Origin of the sequence: Alienimonas chondri, from assembly GCF_013036045.1 — a bacterium.
GTDB lineage: Bacteria > Planctomycetota > Planctomycetia > Planctomycetales > Planctomycetaceae > Alienimonas > Alienimonas chondri.
Genome location: NZ_WTPX01000096.1, coordinates 1 through 18,938 on the forward strand (window position 1 = coordinate 1; position 18,938 = coordinate 18,938).

Here is an 18,938-nt window from a genome sequence, read left to right on the forward strand (position 1 = left end):
TATCTCGCCTCGGAGAGCGGCGACCTCGACCGCCCCGCCGGCGCCGCGAATCGCCCCGGCCGCCCTTGGCCCGGCTCCTCCGCCGGCCGCGGCCGCCTCCACGCCGATCGCTGGCGGCACGGCGGTCCCCCTTCCTCGACTCAATTCCGACCGAACCTCCGCCGTTGATCCGCATCGTCGACTACGGCTCCGGCAACCTGCGGAGCGTTCAGAAGGCGGTGCAGTCGCTGGGCGTAGACGCCGCGATCTCGAACCGCCCCGAGGAGTTCTCGCCGGAGGATCGGCTGATTCTCCCCGGTCAGGGGGCCTTCGGCGACTGCGCCCGCGGTCTGGCCGCAAGCGGCTTGCGGGAGGTGGTGTTGGAGCACATCGCCGCGGACCGGCCGTTGCTCGGGGTCTGCGTGGGTTTGCAACTGCTGTTCGATTGGGGCCGCGAGGACGGCGACCACCCCGGCCTGGGCGTGCTGCGGGGCGAGGTGGTGCGGTTCGAGGGGCCGACGTTTGAGGGACCGGACCGCGAGAAGATCCCCCTGATGGGCTGGTGCCCGCTGCTCGCGCCGGAGGGCAAGTCGCTGGACGACACGCCGGCGCTGCGGGGACTTGGCCCGAACCCGCACGTCTACTTCGTGCACAGTTATCACGCCGCCGGCGCCGACCCGGACGTCATCGCCGCGGAGGCGGAGCACGGCGGCCGATTCGTCGCCGCGGTGCATCGCGGCGCCCTGACCGCCACCCAGTTTCATCCGGAGAAGAGCCAAGCGGTCGGGCTGCAGATTCTCCGCAACTTCGCAGAACAGTAACCCGACGCGTCAGCGAGGGCGTCGAGCCTTGCTGGCGGTGAGCAGATCGGAACGCGTGTTTCCAAGCGGCGCCGTTCGTCCCTCGCTGACGCTTCGGGTTAGTATCGAGCGATGACGACTCCCCTCGAAATCCTCCCCGCCATCGACCTGCGCGGCGGCCAATGCGTACGGCTGCGGCAGGGCGACTACGCTCAGGAAACGGTCTTCGGCGACGATCCGGCCGCGGTCGCGGCGGGCTTTGTGAAGGCGGGGGCGACGCGGATTCACGTCGTCGATCTAGACGCGGCGAAGTCCGGCAGCCGGACGAACGGCGATCAGATCCGTGCGATCGTCGCCGCGGCCGGAAGCGTGCCGGTGCAACTTGGCGGCGGGGTGCGTGACGACGCCGCGATCGATTTCGCGTTGAACGAACTGGGCGTCGATCGCACCGTGGTCGGCAGCGCCGCGGTGAAGAACCCGGATTGGTTCGCCGCCGCCGTGGAGGCCCGCCCCGGCAAGCTGGTGCTGGGATTGGACTATCGCGGCGGCGAGGTGGCGACCGACGGCTGGACCGAAAGCAGCGGCCTGCCCGCGGTCGAGCTGGCCAAACGCTTCGCCGGCCTGCCGCTGGGCGCCGCGGTCTGCACCGACATCGCCGACGACGGCATGATGGCGGGGATCTCCGACACGGCTTTGGCGTCGCTCGCCGCGTTCGCGGATCTCGGCCTGCCGGTCATCGCCAGCGGCGGGGTGAGTTCCGCCGACGAGGTCCGCAAGGTCGCCGCGTTGCGGAAAGAACATCCGAACGTCGTCGGCGCCATCGTCGGTCGGGCGATCTACGAGGGCGCGTTGACCGTCGAGGACGCGATCGCGGCGACCAGCTAACCGCCCGCCGGGACGAGCACGATGCGCAGGTCCATCACGTTCGTGTGCGTCGGGCCGGTCTTCAGCAGGCCGCCCGTCGCCTCGAAGAACGGGTAGGCGTCGTTGCGATCGAGGTACGGCCGCGGGTGCAGGCCGAGGGCCTTGCCCCGGGCGATGACGGCGTCGTCCGCCACGGCGCCGGCGGCATCGGTCGGGCCGTCCTCGCCGTCGGTGCCGCCGGAGAGAATGACGGCGCCGTTCAGCCCGTCGGGGGCGTCCCACACGGCGTCGAGAGCCGCCAGCGCCAACTCCTGATTGCGACCGCCCTTCCCCGGAGCGTCGCTCAGGGCGACGGTCGGTTCCCCGCCGGAGGCGATGCAGAGCGGCAGGTCGACGACGGTGTCCGCGTTCGCCCGGGCCAACTCGATGAGCCGGGCGCCCTCCTCCCGCGCGACGCCCGCCACGGCGGAGCCGTCCGACATCTGCACGAACCCCAGCTTCGCCGCCATCGCGAGGGCGGCGGCGCCTGCCACCGCGTTGGAGCCGATGACCTCGGTCCGCACGGAGTCCGGCACGCCGCCGGTGTGCGATCCGCGTTCGACCGCCGCCCAGACCGCCGGGGGAAGCTCCGTCCGATTCGAACAGTAGTTCTGCAGAACGTTCAGCGCCGCCGGCCCCTCGGATTCGTCCGCGACCGTCGGGCCGCTGGCGATCACGTCGAGGGGGTCGCCGATCACGTCGCTGATCGCCAGACAAATCGTTCGCCGGGCTCCGCTGGTGCGGGCCAGGCCGCCGCCCTTCACCGCGGACAGGCGTTTCCGAACGGTATTGAGTTCCGTGATGTCCGCCCCGCGGCTCGCCAACAGTTTGGTGACGGCCAGCTTGTCCGCGAGCGTCACGCCCCCCGTCGGAGCGACCAGCAAGGCGCTGCCGCCGCCGGACAGCAGCACGAGACACAGGTCGCGCGGGCCGCAGCCGCGGACGAGTTCGAGGATGCGGCGGGTGCCCTCCACGCCCTCCGGCCGCGGTTCGTTGACGCCGGCGGGGCGTCCGGCGTGCAGCGTGAAGCCGGGCACGGGCCGCACGCAGTCGGCCGGAACGTTCACCCAGCCGGTCAGCTTCTTTGCCCAATCGCTGTCGGCGACGGCCTCCGCGACGCCGGACGCCATCCCCGCGCCAGCCTTGCCGGCGCCGACGACGACCAGCCGGTCCCAATCCCCCGGTTCGAAGCGCTCGTCAAGCACTCGCAGCGTCTGTCCTTCGACCCGCACTGCATTTCGAACCAGGCGATCCGAGGCGACGGCGTCCACGCCGGCCTGCCAGATCTGAATGGCCTGCTCGCGAGTGGGCGTGCTGTCAGTCATCCGGGCGAATCGCCGTCAGTCGTTCGTGCAGAAACTCGCCGGCGGTGAGCGAGCGATATTTGTCCGGCCTCGCCCCCGACAGATCGAGCGGGGTGAGGTCCACGTCCGGCCGGGGATGGCAGAAAAACGGCATGCTGAGCCGGGCCTGCCGCGCCCCCTCACCGGGCGGATTGACGACGCGGTGAACGGTGCTGCGGATCACGCCGCCGGTCAGGTTCTGCAGCATATCGCCGCTGTCGGCGACGATCTGCCCCGGTTGCGCGACGACGGGTAGCCAGCGGGAGTCGTCGCGGGAGCGAATCTCCAGACCCGCCGCGGTCGCTCCCACGAGCAGTGTGAGGAAATTAATATCCGCATGAGCCGCGGCCCGCGTCGCCGCGGGCGGGGCGTCGTCCGGGACGGGGGGATAGTGGATCAATCGCAGGATGCTCTCGCCGCCGACGATTCGATCCGGCAGGAACTGCGGATCGAGGCCGAGATGCACCGACACCGCCGACGCCACCTTCGATGCCGCATCCCGGAGGGCGGCATACAGCGGTTCGATCGCGTCGCGAAAGGAGTCTTTGGGCCAGATGTTGGGGCCGCCGGGGCTGTCGTCCTCCAGCGGGCCGACTTGGAAGAACTCTTTGAGATCCGCGGCGGCGGCTCCCGCGGCTCGCTCCCCGCCGGTCGCGGTGTAGCCGCGTTGGCCCAAGGCGCCGGGCGCCACGAAGCGGCGCTTCTCCTCCTCCGGCTGAGCGAAGAACGATTCCGCCGCGGCGTAGGCGTCACGGATCAGATCGTCCGACACGCCGTGTTCGACCAGATTGAAGAACCCGGCGTCCCGCAGCGCAGCGCCGATCGCCGCGGGAGCGTCCGCTCCGCGAAGCCGCACCGTCGACACGTGTTCCTCAGCGACGGGCTCGCTCACAGAACCATCACCAAGCCGTCGAGGCGGTAGAGCAGTTGGTACAGGTCGACCACCGATTGCGCCGAGGGCACCGTCGGTTCGAGCGTGACCGAAAGGTGCCGGCCGCTGGCGGTGCGGCGGATCGTGAATTCCGGATCTTCCTCCAGCTCCAGTTCCTCGCAGACCAGCGAGACGACGCGGGCCGCGAAGCTGCGGTCGTCGGCGCCGATCACCTTGAACAGGTATGGGCCGGGGAACGAATGGGTGTCGTTCAGCAGATCCAGGCTGGGCAGTCGAGCGGGATCGAGGGGGGCGGGGTCGGTCATGAAATCGAGCGGCGTGGACGGTGGGGACATCGTATGCGGCCGTTCACGCGGCGAGAACGCGGCCGTTCACGCGGCGACCGGCTCCTGCTCGATCTGCCGGCGAACCCGAACGGCGCCCTCCTCCGGGACGATGCCGGAACCCCGCCGATCGGCCCATTGCTGGGTGAGTTCCGCTCCGAACAGGAAGATCACGCTCGTGTAGTAAACCCACACGAAGACCAGCGCCAGCGACGCGGCGCCCGATCCGAAGCTATCCGCGAAGTTCGCCCGGCCGAGATAGATGCCCAATCCGAACTTACCGAGCCAGAACAAAGCTGCGGTGACCAGGCCGCCGAACACGACGTCCTTCCAGGCGATTTGCGCGTCCGGGAGAAATTTGAACATCGCCCCGAACAGCACGCCCACGACCAGCACGGTGACGACTTCGTTCAGGATCGTGAGCAGCAGGCCGCTGCCGGGCATGCCGGTGGCCTCCGCGATTTTCTCGGTCATGCCCTGCACCGCCGCGGTGAGCGTCAGGGAGACGACCAGCAGGAACCCGACGCCCAGGATCATGGCCAGCGACAGCAACCGTTTCGTGACGAAGTTCCAGATGCCGCCCTTCTTCGGATCGGGCATCACCTCCCACGCGGTGTTCAACGCATCCTGCAGAGCGACCACCACGCCGGTCGCGCCGAAGAGGATGCCGCCGAAGGTCAGAATCCATTTCCACGGGCTGGCGTTGCCCATCTGAGCGCTGTGCAGCATCGCGTCGATCTGCTCCTGCTCCTCGGGCTGATCGAGACCGGTCACCTGGCCGACCTGTTCCTTGAACGCCTCCGAGGTCTCGCTGACTCCGCCCTGTCCCGTGGCGGTGCTGAACCAACTGATGACCGTCACCAACAGCACCAGCAAGGCGGGCAGGGCGAAGACCGTGTAGTACGACATCGCCGCGGCGAGCCGCATGCAGTTGTCATCGAGGAAGTCCGTGACCGCCGCCTTCGCGATGGCGAACAGCGATGAATCTGCGGGTGCGTCTGCTTTGGGATCGGACATGCCGGCAGTCTACCGGCGTCGTTTCTCGCCCGTCACCACGGGCGGCTCCCATAGCCGCGTCGGTGTGTCCCCCGTTTTTGTGGGTCGCGCGACGGCAGGCCACGTGACGGCGGACCGGTTGACGGCGGGCCAAAGCTCAGCGGGCCACGGCGGTACGCGGGGGGTTCGGCTTGCTCAACAATGGCGAGAGCGGCGTGAGGAACGCCTGCAACGAGCCTTCCACCGCGGGGCTAAACGTGTCCACGACCGGTTGCCGCACGGTTCCGGCCACGTTCACGCCGACCCAGCCGGTCGACAGCACGCGGACCAACGGCATCCAGGAGGACGGCGCCTTGGAGTAGAACTGCAGGTCGAGACCGCCGTTCCAGCCGACCCGCCCGCGTCCGACGAAGCTGATCGCCTCCCCCAGTAGATCGATGCGTTGGAACGACACCGTCTCCCCCGCGAGATCGAACTTCGCCGCGGCGGAGTGGAACATCGTCGGATCGTTCATGTTTACCGCTTTGAACAGGCGGAGCACGACGTTCAGCTCACCGAGGGCCGCCGGTTTGATCTCGACGTTCCCCGAACCGGTCACGGAGCGGGCGTCCGAACCATGTCCGGCGACGGTGACGCTGCCGCGAAGATTGCCTTGGAGATTGCGGGCCCCGCCCATTTTCTGCAGGGCGTACTCCCCCAGTTTGGCGCCGTTCAACTCCGCCGACAGACGATACGCCGGTCCCCGGGCGAGGTTTGCGGAGACGTCCGCCCGCAGGACGCCGCCGTAGGCCATCGCGGAGATGTGCTCGCCGTTGGGATCATCCGGGCTGCCGACCAGCAGGGCGTCGCCCCGCATGCGGTAGGGGACGGTGACGTCCGTGAGCGTGTGCTCGTACAATTCCGCGGTCGCGGTTCTCAGTTCCCCGGCGAGCGTCGTTAGTTCGCCGTCGTACTTGCCCTCACAGGTCACGGTTCCCCGGCCGAGCCGCACCGTCGGCCCGAGGTCTGCGGTGTTCCCGTCGAGCGCCGCGATCGCCCGCCAGGCCGCGGTCGGTTCCGCGGAGCCGTCGGCGACGCCCCGCATTTGCAGCGAGGGGATCCGCAGGTCGATCGGGCCGGTCAGATTGAGGGAATCGACGGCCGCCCGGACTGCGTCGGTCAACGCGGCCCGGAACGCCGGCCCGGTGACGAAGCCGTCGCAGACGAGGTCGTCCAGCGACAACGTCCAATCCCCCGCGGCATCGTGCGTGGCTTCCAGTCGGCCCGTGGTGCGGAGAAGAATCGGGCCGTCCGCCGCGCGATCGGCGTGGGCGTAGGAGAATTGATCCACCGCGACCGTCCCGCCGGACCCGCGCGACGAGCGGGTCGTCAGATACGAGCCGGTCGCATTCACCCCTCGAAGCGGCAACGGGAAGCAGTTCGGCGTGAGCGAGGCGTCGGCGACTCGCAGCACCGGCAGGTCGACCCGCACGGGACCGCCGGGGAGCCAGCGGACAGCGACCTTCGCATCGGCGTAACCGTGCGACAGTCCCAGCGCGTCCCAAACCTCCCGCGGAGCTTCCGGCAGCGCATCGTGAAGGGCGCGGTCCAACCGCGTGCCCACGGCGCTCAGGTCCAACGCCAGCCGCCCCGGCCGACGGGCGAGGTCGAACGTCGCCGTGCCGGTCAGTTCCGCGGGGCCGTGGGCTCCGCGGAGCGTCTCAAATCGCCACACGTTCTCCCGCGAGTCGAATCGCACGCCGCCGGAGAGCCCGTCGATCTGATAGGGGAACGACATCGGTCGGATCGAGCCGTCCGCGACCGCGGCGTTGATCGTCCAGTGAACCGGTTGGAACAGCCCCGGCGGACGATGCAGCGTCAGCTCGGCGCCGGCGGTTCCCGTCAGAGCCATGTGCTCCACGGACTCACGGACCGGCGCGGGGCAGGCGTCGCGGAAGGTGCGATCCAACGGCACGCCGACCACCCGGGCTTCTCCGCTGAACTCGAATTCGCGTCCCGGGTTCCGCACCCAGCCGCGGAACATGCCCGGTCGACCGGACGCCGTCCCGCGAAAGTCCAGCTGCAATACGCCGTCCGCGTCCGTCTTCGCCGTCCCGCGGACGTTCTCCACGGGATAGGGGAACTTCGACGGACGAACGGTCCCGTCCGCGACCGTCAGGTCCAGCTCCTTGAGCGTCCAGCGGTTCCGCAGCTCCCCGTCGAGGGCGGAGGGGGCCGCTTCGAGCGTGGCGACGGCGATATCCAGTTTGCCGGTCGGCGTCAGGATCTCGTGCAGCTTGCGGAGTACATCCGGCAACCGCGCCCCGTCCGCCCGGGTGACGGGCACCCGCTCCGCCGAGAACGTCACGCGGCCGGCCATCCCGATCGGCGAGGGACGAAACACGCCCTCCGCGCGGGCGACGGTCTCCCCGTGACGGCCGGTCGCTTCCAGCAATCGCACTTCGCCGTCGGCGATTCGCGCGGCGCCCCGCACGTTGGACAGCGGGAACGGCAAGAATCGGTTGACCAGCGTCCCGGACCGGCAAACGACCGTCACGTCGTACTCCGGCGTTTCCGTCAGGCTGTCTGCGGAGAAGCTGAACTGTGCGGCCAGATCGCCGTCCAGGCCGAAGTCGGTCAGCCGCACCGGTCCCCGCGGCGTCGGCGGAGCCGCCGAACGCACGGCGAGGGAAGGATCTGCGGAGACGACCCGGATGGGACCGCGATTCGAGCCGACCGGGAATGCGTTTGATTCCCCGGCGAGCTTGCGCTCCGCGGCGGTGAATTTGTCGTGAGCGGCGAGCAATCCCGCCTGAAACTCCGGCGAACCGAGCGCCGCGTCGGCCAGCAGCCCGCCGCCCAGTTCCAAGCCCCGCACCTTCCCCGCAAGGCGCCAGCGACCGCGATCCAGATCAATCGCGCCGTCAAAGTCCACGCCCCCGCCGACCTCCGTCAGCGTGGCGTCGCTCGTTCCAGCGACCCCGCCGGTCCCGCGGATGCGATAGCTTCGTTTCGAGTCCGGCAGCAGGGAGATATTCAGCCCGTGCAGCGTCGCCGCGAGCGGGCCGTGCCCGGCGGGACTGTCGGATGCGGCGCTGTCGGACGCGGCGTCCCCGCCCGACTCGAACACCAGCCGCACGGTCGCGTCGCGGATCTCCCACGCCGGACAGGCGGGCGCCGGGTCCGGGGTGACGATCGGCAGCAGGTCGGACAGATTCCAACGGCCGTCCGCGTGTCGGACCAGGGTCAGCGTCGGTCGCACGAGCGTCAACGCCCGCACTTCGATCCGCTCGGCTTCGCGGAACCGTTCTCGGTCGAGCGTGATCCGCATCTCGGGCACGACGATCGGCGCCCCCGTCCCGCCGACCGTGTCGCCGGCGGGCCGGAGCGTCATCCCGGTGACGGTGACGGTCTCTTCCCAATCGAACGAGGCGCCGTCGATCGTGACGACCGCGTTCGGGGCGAGTTCCGCGAACGCCGCGAGCGCCGCGTCGCGGGTCATCGCGTCCGCGCGCTCGAAATAGTGCCAGGCCGCCGCGCCGCCGCCGACGGCCAACACGGCGCAGAGCGCCCCCAGCCATCCGACGGTGCGGCGAATCATCAAGGCGGCGTCCTGCCGAAGGCGATGACGTGTCGAAGGTTTGCCGGAGCGTCAGCCCCCTGCACCGGCGGTTCGATCCCCGCGTCGGCGGCACAGGTCGAGCATTCCGACCGCGGCCGCGACGCACAGGGGGAACTCCCCGGGGAGTCGATAGCGAACGCTGCCGACGAACACCAGACAGACTGCCGCCAACCCGAGGATCGGCCCCCAAGTGAGCGTCAGCGCCCACAGGCGATCCACCTCGCCTTCCCCCCCTCGCCACAGTCGCACGCCCCCCAAGCCGCCAGCCCGACCAGCGGCAGAAAGAACGCGGCGAACCCCGCCTTCAGCACGAGCCCGGACACCCCGCCCGGCATCCCCCCGACCGGCCACGGCCGCCAATACCGGCCCTGTTTGACGACCGCGAGGCGGGCGACGCGGAGCGGATCGTCGCCCGCGGCGTTCCATGCGGCCGCCTTGTAAAGACGGTCGGAGGCGACCTCGTCACCCTTGATCGCGGCTTTGAAAATTTCACCCCGTGCGGCATCCGGCTCCGGTTTCAGCGACTGAATCGACTTGCCGGCCCATGCTTTGACCTCCGTCTGATCGCTCCGAAACCGCTGAACGATAACGGAGGGTAGATCGAAGTCTTGTTCCGGCGGAAGCGTGTCGAGTTCCGGCCTAAGCGTACCGCCGGCCGCAGCCCACCGATCACGGAACCGCATGTCGCTCGCCCCGGTCGCCTGCGGGCCGAGGGAGTCGTAGAGCGTCGGGCCGCCCCACGTCGTCGTCATCACCGGTTCCCCCAACACCCGCTGATTGCGCAGCGGCCAGGGGGCGAATCCGATCAAGAACGCGATCGCAAACGCCGTCGTCCACCCCGCCCGCCGCAGGTCGCCGGACCGCCACGCCAGCAGGCAACCCAGCGTCACAACGCAGGGGACGAACGGCAGCCAGACGGGCCGGGTGAGGCAGGCGCCCGCCGCCGCCAGTCCGGCCCAGATCGCCGGGCCCCAGCGGAGCGAACGCGGTTCGTCCCCGGTCAGCGGGTCGCGACGGACGCACTCCGCGACGCCCGCTACCGAGAGCGTCAGCAGGGCGGCGAACAGGCTTTCGCTCAGCAGCATCGTGCTGAACGCGATCGCCAACGGGTTTAACGCCGCCAGCCACGCGGCCAGTTCCCCCACCCGCGGCCCGCCGATTGCATCGCCGAGTCGGCCCGTCGCCCAGACCGCCGCCACGCCGCAGAACACGACGGCCAGTCGGCAGAGCCAAACCGCATCCCGCGACGGGAGCCACTCGGCATGCAGATTCAGCCAGAGCGGCCCGGCCAGCACGAGGGGGAACAACGGCGTTCGCATCGCCTTCCGCGGAAACACGCCGCTGTCGACGGCGTACTCGCGGCGCTCGGCGATGTCTGCGGCGAGGTCGAGGTAACCGCCAGCGTCCCCGGCGACCAACACGTCGGCGCCCTGTTCTTCCAGCCGTTCCTCGACCGCCCACGCCGCCGCCAAACGCAGGACCAATGCGGCCAGCACGGGCCACAGCGCCCGGCGGGAGGCGAACAGACGGGCGAAGCGGCCGTGCATGTCAGCCGGGGTCGATCGTGTCCAGCTTCTCGATGCGGCGTTCGTGCCGTCCGCCTTCGAAGTCCTCGGTCAGCCAGACGGCGACGATCTTCAATCCCTCCTCCTCTGACACCTGCCGGGCGCCGAGGCTCAGGCAGTTCGCGTCGTTGTGGCGACGAGCGAGCGCCGCCGTCTCAATGTTCCAGCACAGTGCGCAGCGGACGCCGCGGAGGCGATTCGCCGCCATCGCTTCGCCGTTCCCGCTGCCGCCGAAGACCACGGCCCGATCGCACGCACCGCTCTGCACCTTGCGGGCGGCGGGGACGATGAAGTCGGGGTAGTCGACGGACTCCGTGGAGTCCGTGCCGCAATCGTCGACCTCGTGGCCGGCGGCGATCAGCAGAGCCTTGACGGCTTCCTTCAAAGCAAAGCCGGCGTGGTCGGTGCCGAGGGCGATTTTCACAGGGCCGTAAACGCGGTGGGGGATTGACGATCGAGGCAAGCGGCGGGCGTCGCGGGGGGCGACGAACGGGTGACCGCAGAGGCCTCACCTTGTACGGCGCCCGACCACCAGACCGCGACCTCACAGCGGTTTGAGCCCTAAAACGCCGGTTGGCGCTCAAATTGCTCCACAAAGATTCATCGAACCACAATTTCTCGCACTCGACCATCCCATGTCTCGCCTCCCGATTCGATTCTTAACTGCCACCTCAGTCGCCGGTTTGACGTTGCTTTCTACAGCCGCGGCGCCGGCCCAGTCCGGCGTCACCGCGTCCGACGGGCCGGACGCTCCTGAACCGCGTTTCGGCATCTTCCGGGATCCGGGCGGGTACGACGGAGCGGCCCCGGAGCAGGCAACCGAGTTGAACGGTGAACTGCTGAGCGTCTCAAACGACAAGCTTTCGCCTTGGATCGACGTCGATACCGAAGTCGGAAGATTCGCGGAAGATCGTGACGATGCGGCCGACGACGAGTCCGCGGATGCCCCCCCTCGGCGTGCGAAGCCGACCCGGGTCGACGTCAACGACGACACGACGATCTATCTGAACGGTCGCCTGGCGAAAATCACGGATCTCCGCGAGGGCGATCGGATCCGCGTTCGGACCAGCAAACGGGACGGGAAGAGCATCGAACGCATCGTCGCTCTGCGACTAGATGACGCCGTACCGAATACTGAGACCAACTCCGTGGGCGCTGACGACCCCGCGGCCACGCCGAGTGATCCCAACGACGCCCCGTCTCCCGAGATCGCCCGTGCCGGCGAATCCGGCATTACGTCCCCCGGCGGCGGGTTCCAGGATGCTCCGCGGGTCGAGCCGCAGGGTAAGACCAAGGAGAACCTGGAGAACCCGAACCGCGGCGTGAAAGTGGGTGCGATCAGCCCCACCGGAGAACCCAGCCCTGTCGGTCCGGACGGCGTGTGGGTGAACCCGTTCCTTGGCGCCGAAATGCGGGACAGCGATGAGACCGGCGTCGAAGTGATCAGCGGCGTCCCGTACGCCCGTGGTGGCGGCGTCGCTCCGGGCGGCGTCGCTCCGGGCGGATTGGTCGCCCCCGGCGGAGTCCCTCGAACCGGTGTGCCCACCTTCAACGGCACGGACGGCGCTAACGGCGGGACGGATTCAGACGCCAATATGTCCAACGGCGCCGATGCGATTAACGGCGACGGCAGTGCCGCCGGCGCCAATAACCGCGGCGACAGCGTGACCCCGGCCGGGAGCCTCGGAGCCGACGGCAGCGTCACGCCTGCTGGAAGCCTCGGAGCGGACGGCAGCGTGACCCCGGCCGGCAGCCTCGGAGCCGACGGCAACGTCACCCCTTCCGGCAGCAACGCGGGAGACAGTACGACCAACAGTACGACCAACGGAGCCGACACGGGCCCCAGTGCTGACGGCAGCGCCTCGGGCAGGGCTGAAATGCCTAATAACAACGGGACCGCGACCGGAAACGCTTCCGGGAGCGGGAGCGTCACCCCCGCTGGTAGTTTGGGAGCCGACGGCAGCGTCACCCCGGCCGGCAGCCAAGCGGGAGCCGGGGGGTCCGGCGGGGCCAACACGGGTGCTGCGGTGAACGGTAACGCTGTCAATGGAACCGGCACGGCGACCGGCGCTGGCACGGCGACCGGCGCTGGCACGGCCACGGGGGCCGGTACGGCGACCGGAACCGGTGCCACGACCGGAACCGGCACGGCGGTTGGAGCCGGGAGCGGCGCCCTTGGTGCGACCGGAGCGGGCGCTGGTGGCGTCACTCCGGCCAGCAGCGGCTTCGGCGCGGGCGGAAGCGTCACTCCCGCCGGTAGCGGCTTCGGAGCGGGCGGCAGTGTTACGCCCGGCGCGACAGGCGGGGGAGCCGGTACAGGCAGCATTGCCGCCGGAGGCACGGGTGCTGGCGTGGCCGGCGGAACAGGTGCCGGGATGACTGGCCGTACAGGTGCCGGGATGACTGGCCGTACAGGTGCCGGGATGACTGGCGGATCGGGAGCCGGATTGACGGGCGGCGGGCTCGTCGGCAATCCGTCTGCAGGCCTGACCGCAGTCGGTGGCTACGCGGCCGTTTACGGCAACCCCGTGGTGAGCGGGTACGATCTCAACACGAGGAATCGGCTGACCCCGTTGCAGATCGCCGCCGCGAGAGAAGCTGCGGTGAATGAGGCATTGGGCGTGGACGCCGAAGACGCCTACCCGGGTCGGTATCCCGAAGGCCTGTCGCCCGCGGATATGAAGGAACGCATGGGCCGCGGGGAGGTTCCCGACCGTCTGTTCCCCTACGACCGGATCATCGGCATAAACAATCGCCCGATCGATAACCGCAGCGAACTGAACCGGGCTCTGGCGAACTACGACGGCCAGACCTTGACGGTGAACATCATTCGCAACGGCGAGCGGATGGATCTCCGCCTCTCAAAACGGGAAACCCAGGCGGCGACCGACTGAACCCGTCCCCGCCCCGTTCCCACAGGCTGCGTTCAAGCGCCGTCGGCTCTGCCGGCGGCGCTTTTTCCGTGGGAACGATCGCGTTTAGAACGGCAGCCGCAAGCCGTCATAGGCGATTCGCACATCGGGGGGCAGACGCTGTTCCGCCTCCGCGTGGAGGAGGTCGCAGGAGATATGCGTGAACCACGTCCGCTTGGCGCCGATACGGGCGGCGGCGGCCATGGCTTCATCCACGCTGAAATGCGTCGCGTGCGGCTTCTCGCGGAGAGCGTCGATCACCAGCGTTTCGACGCCCGCCAGCTGACGAAACGATTCCTCGGGGATCTCGCTGACGTCCGTGCAATAGGCGAACGAGCCGAAGCGGAACCCGAGGATCGGCAGCCGCCCGTGATTCAGCCGGACGGGCAGCACCTCCAAACCCAGCACGTTGACGGACCGCCCGGGCTCTAACGTCTGCAGTGCAAACCGAGGCACCGCGAACTTGTGAGCGGCCGCGGCCGGATCGCGGAAGGCGTAGCCGAACATCATTTGCAGTTGCTCGCCCACCGGCGGCTCGCAGTACAGGGGCAGTGGTTCGTCCAGCCGAAAGGAACAGATGCGCAGATCGTCCAAGCCGACGACGTGGTCCGCGTGCCCGTGCGTGAACAGACCGGCGTGCACCATCGGCACCCGTTCGCGGACGAGCTGCAGCCGCAGTTCCGGGGGCGTGTCGATGACCAGATTGCCTTGAGGGGCCGGCACCAACACGCCGCACCGCGTGCGAGCGTCCCGGGGATCCTTGGATCGGCAGGCGGGCGTATCGCAGCCGATCGTGGGCACCCCGACGCTTCCTCCCGTCCCCAGCAGAATCAGCTCCCGCCGACCGTCCTCGCGAGCGAGCGAGGGAAAGCCTGCCTTTCCGAAGGGATCCTCGATGGAACCAGCGCCCTCCGGGAACGCAGCGGCAAGGCGAGAGGCGTCTGTCATGTCCGCATTATGGGCATCGGCGGGGCACGACAAGGCGACCGCATCACGATCGCCGGTCGCTCCGCGAGCCCTGCCCCGATCGAACGCGTCTCTGCCCGTTCCAACGGCGCTGCGCGTCGCCGCCTCCACGGTGCCGAGAACGCCAGAGCGACCGATAAAACTTTTATCCCCCTCCTCCCCAACGACTTGCGGCACCTCAAGCGGCGATGCCGCCTAGTTCGGCACAGCGTTTCCTACTGTCTCATCCAGTGCTGAACGTCAGCACGCCGATCAGTTCGGGAGCAGCCGGACGGGTGGCCGGGTCGTCCTTCGTGGGGCGGCTCCGGGCGAGCGCCCACCCGTCCGGTTCGTTCCCGGGCCGATTGGTAATCAGCCCTTTCGAGCCGCCCGCTGATCGGAAGACGTTCGCCGCGTATCGTCGAAGATCGACATCCCTTACGCCATCGCGTGGGCAGCGGAGGCGAAACTCGTCGGCGAGTCGTCGATCGGTTTGCGCATCGGCAGCGGAAGACGGACGCGGTAGCTGCCCACGACCTCCACGATCAGGCCGTACGGCGTCAGCCGGCGACCGGTCACGGCGTACTCGCCGGGAGGCAGTGAAGAGGGCAGGCCGGTGCCGAGTCGCCAGGCGTCGGTGTACGACTGCAATCGAAGCAGTCCGGCGGATTCATCGAAGGTCGGAGTCATCGGATTCCCGTTCTGAGCAACGGGTGAAGTGTCGGTTCCACGGAGCCTGCCGCCGCAGCGGAAGCGCGTCGAAACGGGATTTTCGGGCGTCTGTGGAGCGTATGTCTCATTGCGGGGTGAGCGTCAACCCGGTCCTACGCTGCACCAGCGGGATTTGATGGGTGGACGGAATCGCGGATCGGGTTGATCCGGTTTGTCGTTCGCCAGCGGCCGCTCAGGCCCGCCCCGCCGCGACGGGTGTTCGCGAAGGGGGAACCGTTACCATGCCGCCGTGACCGCCTCCGATTCCTCCTCCGCGCCCGACGCCGCGCTCCGCGATAGCTTGCTGATGCGGACGCTCCGCAGGGAGCCGACGGAGCGAACGCCCGTCTGGCTGATGCGGCAAGCCGGTCGCTATCTGCCCGAATACGCCGCGGTCCGCCGGGGGCATGCCTTCGAAGACTTCTGCAAACGACCGGACCTCTCGGCACAGGTCACGCTGGAGGCGCAGGCCATCCTCGGCGTGGACGCCGCGATCCTCTTTGCCGACCTGCCCACGATCCTGGAGCCGCTGGGGTTCACCCTGACCTACGATCCCGGCCCGGTGATCGGCAATCCGGCCCGATCGGCGGCGGACGTCGATGCGGTGAAGGAGGTGGAGGACACCTCCGCGCTCGGGTTCGTCTACGATACAGTGCGGGCGGTTCGGAAACAGCTTCCGGCCGACATCCCGCTGCTGGGCTTCGGCGGCTGTCCGTTCACGCTCGCCAGTTACGCGATCGAGGGCGGCTCGAGCCGGCACTACGAACACACCAAACGCCTGATGTACGGCGACCCGGATCGCTGGCACGCCTTCCTCGGCAAGATCGGGCGGGCGGTCGCGGTCCATCTTCGGCGTCAGTTGGCGGAGGGCTGTCAGGCGGTGCAGATCTTCGACAGCTGGGCCGGGGCGCTCTCGCCGGGGGACTATCGCCGGTTCGTCCTCCCGCACACGAAGGCGCTGGTCGAAGCGGTCCGGCCGCACGGGCCGGTCATCAACTTCCTCACCGGCAATCCCGCGTTGCTGCCGGCGCTGGCGGAGTGCGGGGCGGACTGCGTGGGGCTGGATTGGCGCGTCGATCTGGCCGACGGCTGGGCGACGGTCGGACATGACGTCGCGATCCAGGGGAACCTCGACCCGACCGCTTTGTACGCCCCGCTTCCGGAATTGAAGCGACAGACGGCCGCCGTGCTGGAGGGCGCCGCCGGCCGACCGGGGCACATCTTCAACCTCGGCCACGGCCTGCTGCCGACGCACGACGCGGAGGCCGTGAAGGGGCTGGTGAAGCTGGTCGCGGACCTCTCGGCACGGTGATCGGAGCGTCAGCCGAGACGGTCCCGCTCCGCGTCGCGGTGGTGGGCGCCGGCGTGAGCGGGCTGGCGGCCGCGATGCGGCTGGTGGACCTCGGAAAAGAGTGGCAACGCCCGGTCGCGATCACGCTCTTCGACCCGCAACCGCCCGGCGGCGCCTGCCGAACGTTGATCGAGGAGCACGCGGGCGAATCCATCGTGCGGGAGATGGGGCCGGACTCGTTCCTCTCCCGCCCCCCGCACCTCACGCGATTCTGCGAGAGAATCGGCCTCACGGACGACCTGATCGGCACGAACCCGTCCCCCCGCGGTGCCCTCGTCTGGACGGGCGACCGCACCGAACGGGTGCCGGAGGGGTTCACGTTGCTCGCCCCCTCCCGCTGGGGTCCGACGCTCCGATCGCCCACCCTCACGGCCAGGCACAAGCTGCGTCTGTTGACGGAGCCGTGGCGATCGCGCGGCCCGTCCGGCTCGGAGGAAGACGAGAGCATCGCCGCGTTCGTCCGGCGCCGGCTGGGGCAAGGCGTGCTGGAACGGCTCGCCCAACCGCTCGCGGCGGGCATTTATGCGGGGGACGCGGAGAAGCTCAGCCTCGCCGCCTGTCTGCCGCAGTTCGCCGCGGATGAACGAACCCGCGGCCGCATCACGGGGAAGAAGCCGGGCGGAGGCGCAAAGGCGGATGGAGGCGCCCGTTATTCGCTGTTCGTCACGCCGCGAAGTGGCGTCGGTTCCATCGCATCCGCGGCGACGACGGCGCTCAGCGCCGCGGGCGTGGACCTGCGACGCGAATCCGTGGCCTCCGTGCGCCAGCTACAGCCTGGCTGGCAGGTCTCCGCGAAGAGCGACGAACAGTTCGACGCCGTCGTCGTCGCGGCGCCGGCCCGGGTGGCGGCGGAACTCCTTCGCGGCGAGTTCTCCCGCCTGTCGAGCGTCCTCGAGGAGATCGAGTACTCCTCCAGCCTGATCGTCAACACGCTGCACCGCGAAGCCGACGTGCGACACCCTCTGGACGCCTTCGGCCTCGTCATTCCGGAACGGCTCCGCCCCGATCACGGGCGACTGGGCGGCGCCGGGCTGTCCGCATTCGCGGTCTCTTTCGCGAGTCGCAAGTTCCCCGGCCGAGCGCCGGCGGGGTGGGTGCAACTGCGGACGTTTCTGGGCGGAGTGAATCGCTCCGGCTGCGTCACCGCCGACCGGAAGGATGTGCTGGCCGCGACGCGGGAGGAACTCACGCGGCTGCTGGGCGTGAGCTGGTCGGACGAGACCGCCGATTCGGCCCGCATTACCCGGTGGGATCGTGCGATGCCGCAATACAACCTCGGGCACCTCGACCGCGTCGCCGCGATCCGCGACCTCATGTCAGACGTTCCGGGGCTGGCGTTGGCCGGAAACAGTCTGCACGGCGTCGGGCTGCCCGCGGCGACCAAAGGCGGAACGGACGCCGCCGAGCGCGTCTTCACCGCTCTCCCGCCGCGATGACGGTTCTCCCGCATCCGTTCGTGGCCGCGGTCCGAGCCGAGTTGGAGGCATTGAACGTCGCTGGCCCCGTGTTCGTCGCGTGCTCCGGCGGGGGGGACAGCCTCGCCCTGCTGCGCGCCTGCGTCGAACTGCGAGAGACCGGCGTGAATCTCCGCCCGATCGCGGCTCACTTCGATCATCGGCAACGGCCGAACTCGCACGTCGACGGCGCGTTCGTCGCCCGGCACGCCGCACGGTGGGACTGCGACGTGGCGCTCGGCTCGATTGAGGCGACTCCCGGCGCTTCCGAAGCGACGCTGCGGACGGCTCGCTACGCCTGGCTCGCCTCGACGGCCCGGCGAGTCGGGGCCACGTTCGTGCTGACCGGTCACACCGCGGACGATCAGGCGGAGACCGTGCTACTGCGCATCGTGCGCGGCACCGGCGTCAGCGGACTCACGGGCATCCCGGCGATCGGGCCGGTTCCCGGTTCGCGGGGAAGCGACGGTTCGCTCCGCGTGGTGCGGCCGATGCTCGCGACGACCGGGGCGGAGGCCCGGGCGTTCCTCACGGAGCGCGGCCTCTCCTGGCGAGACGATCCGAGCAACGCCACGCCGGACTACACCCGCAATCGGCTACGTCATGACGTGCTGCCGCTGTTGGCAGAGCTGAACCCGCGGGTGCGAGAGGCGATGGTGCGGCTCGCATCGGCGGCCCGCGACGAAGCCGAGGCGTTGGCGGCGCTGACGGACGCGGCATTGGAAGGACAGATCGGATTCTCCGGTCCGCAACGGATCGAACTCTCGGAGGCCCGGCTGCTCGCCCTGCCCGAACCGGCCCGGCGGGCGGCGTTGCGACGGGTCTGGCGAAAGGCCGGTTGGCCCGAGCAGCGCATGGGCCGCGCCGACTGGCAGCGACTCGCAGCGCTGGCCCCCGGCGACGCGAGGCTCTTCCTGCCCCACAACGTGCAGGCGGTGTACGCCACCGGTTTGCTGGTCTTCCGCCGCTGACGCCCCGAGCCGAACGGTTCTGACGGTCGGGCGGATCGGCATGGGGCGCGGCGCATCTCCAAACCGGGGAAACCCCGCGACACCGTTGTGAGCGTGGCGGCCCGACCGCTACCGTCCAGCGTCCCGTATTCGTCGGACCCGATCCGTATTCCGCGGATCGTTCTCCCGCCGCCCGCCCGCACGGCCCCGCCC

16 protein-coding genes are annotated in these 18,938 nt (G+C 69.5%); 6 read left to right on the forward strand and 10 right to left on the reverse strand.

Translation table 11 applies throughout. From position 1 onward, the window contains the following. Positions 1-164: 164 nt before the first annotated feature. Both hisH and LzC2_RS14055 read left to right on the forward strand, forming a co-directional pair. Positions 165-800, forward strand: a complete 636-nt coding sequence (hisH, locus tag LzC2_RS14050; protein WP_171188050.1) for an imidazole glycerol phosphate synthase subunit HisH — start codon at positions 165-167, stop codon at positions 798-800. A gap of 111 nt (positions 801-911) precedes the next feature. Beyond that, positions 912-1,664, forward strand: coding sequence for a 1-(5-phosphoribosyl)-5-[(5-phosphoribosylamino)methylideneamino]imidazole-4-carboxamide isomerase (locus tag LzC2_RS14055; RefSeq protein ID WP_171188052.1), 753 nt, complete (start codon positions 912-914; stop codon positions 1,662-1,664). Here the strand turns inward: LzC2_RS14055 and LzC2_RS14060 are convergent. From LzC2_RS14060 to rpiB, 8 genes are all read right to left on the reverse strand, one after another. Beyond that, positions 1,661-3,007, reverse strand: coding sequence for a glycerate kinase type-2 family protein (locus LzC2_RS14060; RefSeq protein WP_171188054.1), 1,347 nt, complete (start codon positions 3,005-3,007; stop codon positions 1,661-1,663). The genes LzC2_RS14055 and LzC2_RS14060 overlap by 4 nt on opposite strands. Beyond that, positions 3,000-3,917 (reverse strand): isopenicillin N synthase family dioxygenase, encoded by a 918-nt coding sequence (locus LzC2_RS22855; RefSeq protein WP_171188056.1) that lies wholly within the window; start codon positions 3,915-3,917, stop codon positions 3,000-3,002. The genes LzC2_RS14060 and LzC2_RS22855 overlap by 8 nt, the downstream gene beginning before the upstream one ends. Further along, on the reverse strand, positions 3,914-4,252 hold the full coding sequence (locus tag LzC2_RS14070; protein ID WP_206678725.1) for a YbeD family protein: 339 nt from the start codon (positions 4,250-4,252) through the stop codon (positions 3,914-3,916). Before LzC2_RS14070 ends, LzC2_RS22855 begins: the two co-directional genes overlap by 4 nt. A gap of 36 nt (positions 4,253-4,288) precedes the next feature. Then, on the reverse strand, positions 4,289-5,257 hold the full coding sequence (locus LzC2_RS14075; protein ID WP_171188060.1) for a YihY/virulence factor BrkB family protein: 969 nt from the start codon (positions 5,255-5,257) through the stop codon (positions 4,289-4,291). 136 nt (positions 5,258-5,393) lie between these two features. Continuing rightward, positions 5,394-8,816 carry an AsmA family protein gene (locus LzC2_RS14080; protein WP_171188062.1) on the reverse strand — a complete coding sequence of 1,141 codons (3,423 nt, stop codon included), beginning with the start codon at positions 8,814-8,816 and terminating at the stop codon, positions 5,394-5,396. Positions 8,817-8,867: 51 nt separating this feature from the next. Then, positions 8,868-9,056, reverse strand: coding sequence for a hypothetical protein (locus LzC2_RS14085; protein WP_171188065.1), 189 nt, complete (start codon positions 9,054-9,056; stop codon positions 8,868-8,870). Continuing rightward, positions 9,035-10,384: an ArnT family glycosyltransferase gene (locus tag LzC2_RS14090; RefSeq protein ID WP_171188072.1), complete on the reverse strand. Its 1,350-nt coding sequence runs from the start codon at positions 10,382-10,384 to the stop codon at positions 9,035-9,037. The genes LzC2_RS14085 and LzC2_RS14090 overlap by 22 nt, the downstream gene beginning before the upstream one ends. Position 10,385: 1 nt before the next feature. After that, positions 10,386-10,826, reverse strand: coding sequence for a ribose 5-phosphate isomerase B (gene rpiB / locus LzC2_RS14095; protein ID WP_171188074.1), 441 nt, complete (start codon positions 10,824-10,826; stop codon positions 10,386-10,388). A gap of 211 nt (positions 10,827-11,037) precedes the next feature. Between rpiB and LzC2_RS14100 the strand changes: the two genes are divergently transcribed. Beyond that, positions 11,038-13,296, forward strand: a complete 2,259-nt coding sequence (locus tag LzC2_RS14100; RefSeq protein WP_171188076.1) for an autotransporter outer membrane beta-barrel domain-containing protein — start codon at positions 11,038-11,040, stop codon at positions 13,294-13,296. 84 nt (positions 13,297-13,380) lie between these two features. Here the strand turns inward: LzC2_RS14100 and LzC2_RS14105 are convergent, their stop codons facing one another. Then, complete coding sequence (locus LzC2_RS14105) at positions 13,381-14,262, reverse strand: MBL fold metallo-hydrolase (protein WP_171188078.1); 882 nt, start codon at positions 14,260-14,262, stop codon at positions 13,381-13,383. Between the two features lie 435 nt (positions 14,263-14,697). Next, positions 14,698-14,949, reverse strand: a complete 252-nt coding sequence (locus LzC2_RS14110) for a hypothetical protein (RefSeq protein ID WP_171188081.1) — start codon at positions 14,947-14,949, stop codon at positions 14,698-14,700. A gap of 271 nt (positions 14,950-15,220) precedes the next feature. On the opposite strand from LzC2_RS14110, the gene hemE reads away from it, so the two are divergent. From hemE to tilS, 3 genes are read left to right on the forward strand one after another with little or no spacing between them, the layout of a single operon-like run. After that, complete coding sequence (gene hemE, locus LzC2_RS14115) at positions 15,221-16,282, forward strand: uroporphyrinogen decarboxylase (protein WP_315854672.1); 1,062 nt, start codon at positions 15,221-15,223, stop codon at positions 16,280-16,282. After that, positions 16,279-17,757, forward strand: coding sequence for a protoporphyrinogen oxidase (gene hemG / locus LzC2_RS14120; RefSeq protein WP_171188083.1), 1,479 nt, complete (start codon positions 16,279-16,281; stop codon positions 17,755-17,757). The genes hemE and hemG overlap by 4 nt, the downstream gene beginning before the upstream one ends. Further along, positions 17,754-18,746 carry a tRNA lysidine(34) synthetase TilS gene (gene tilS / locus LzC2_RS14125; protein WP_171188085.1) on the forward strand — a complete coding sequence of 331 codons (993 nt, stop codon included), beginning with the start codon at positions 17,754-17,756 and terminating at the stop codon, positions 18,744-18,746. The genes hemG and tilS overlap by 4 nt, the downstream gene beginning before the upstream one ends. Positions 18,747-18,938: the final 192 nt, after the last annotated feature.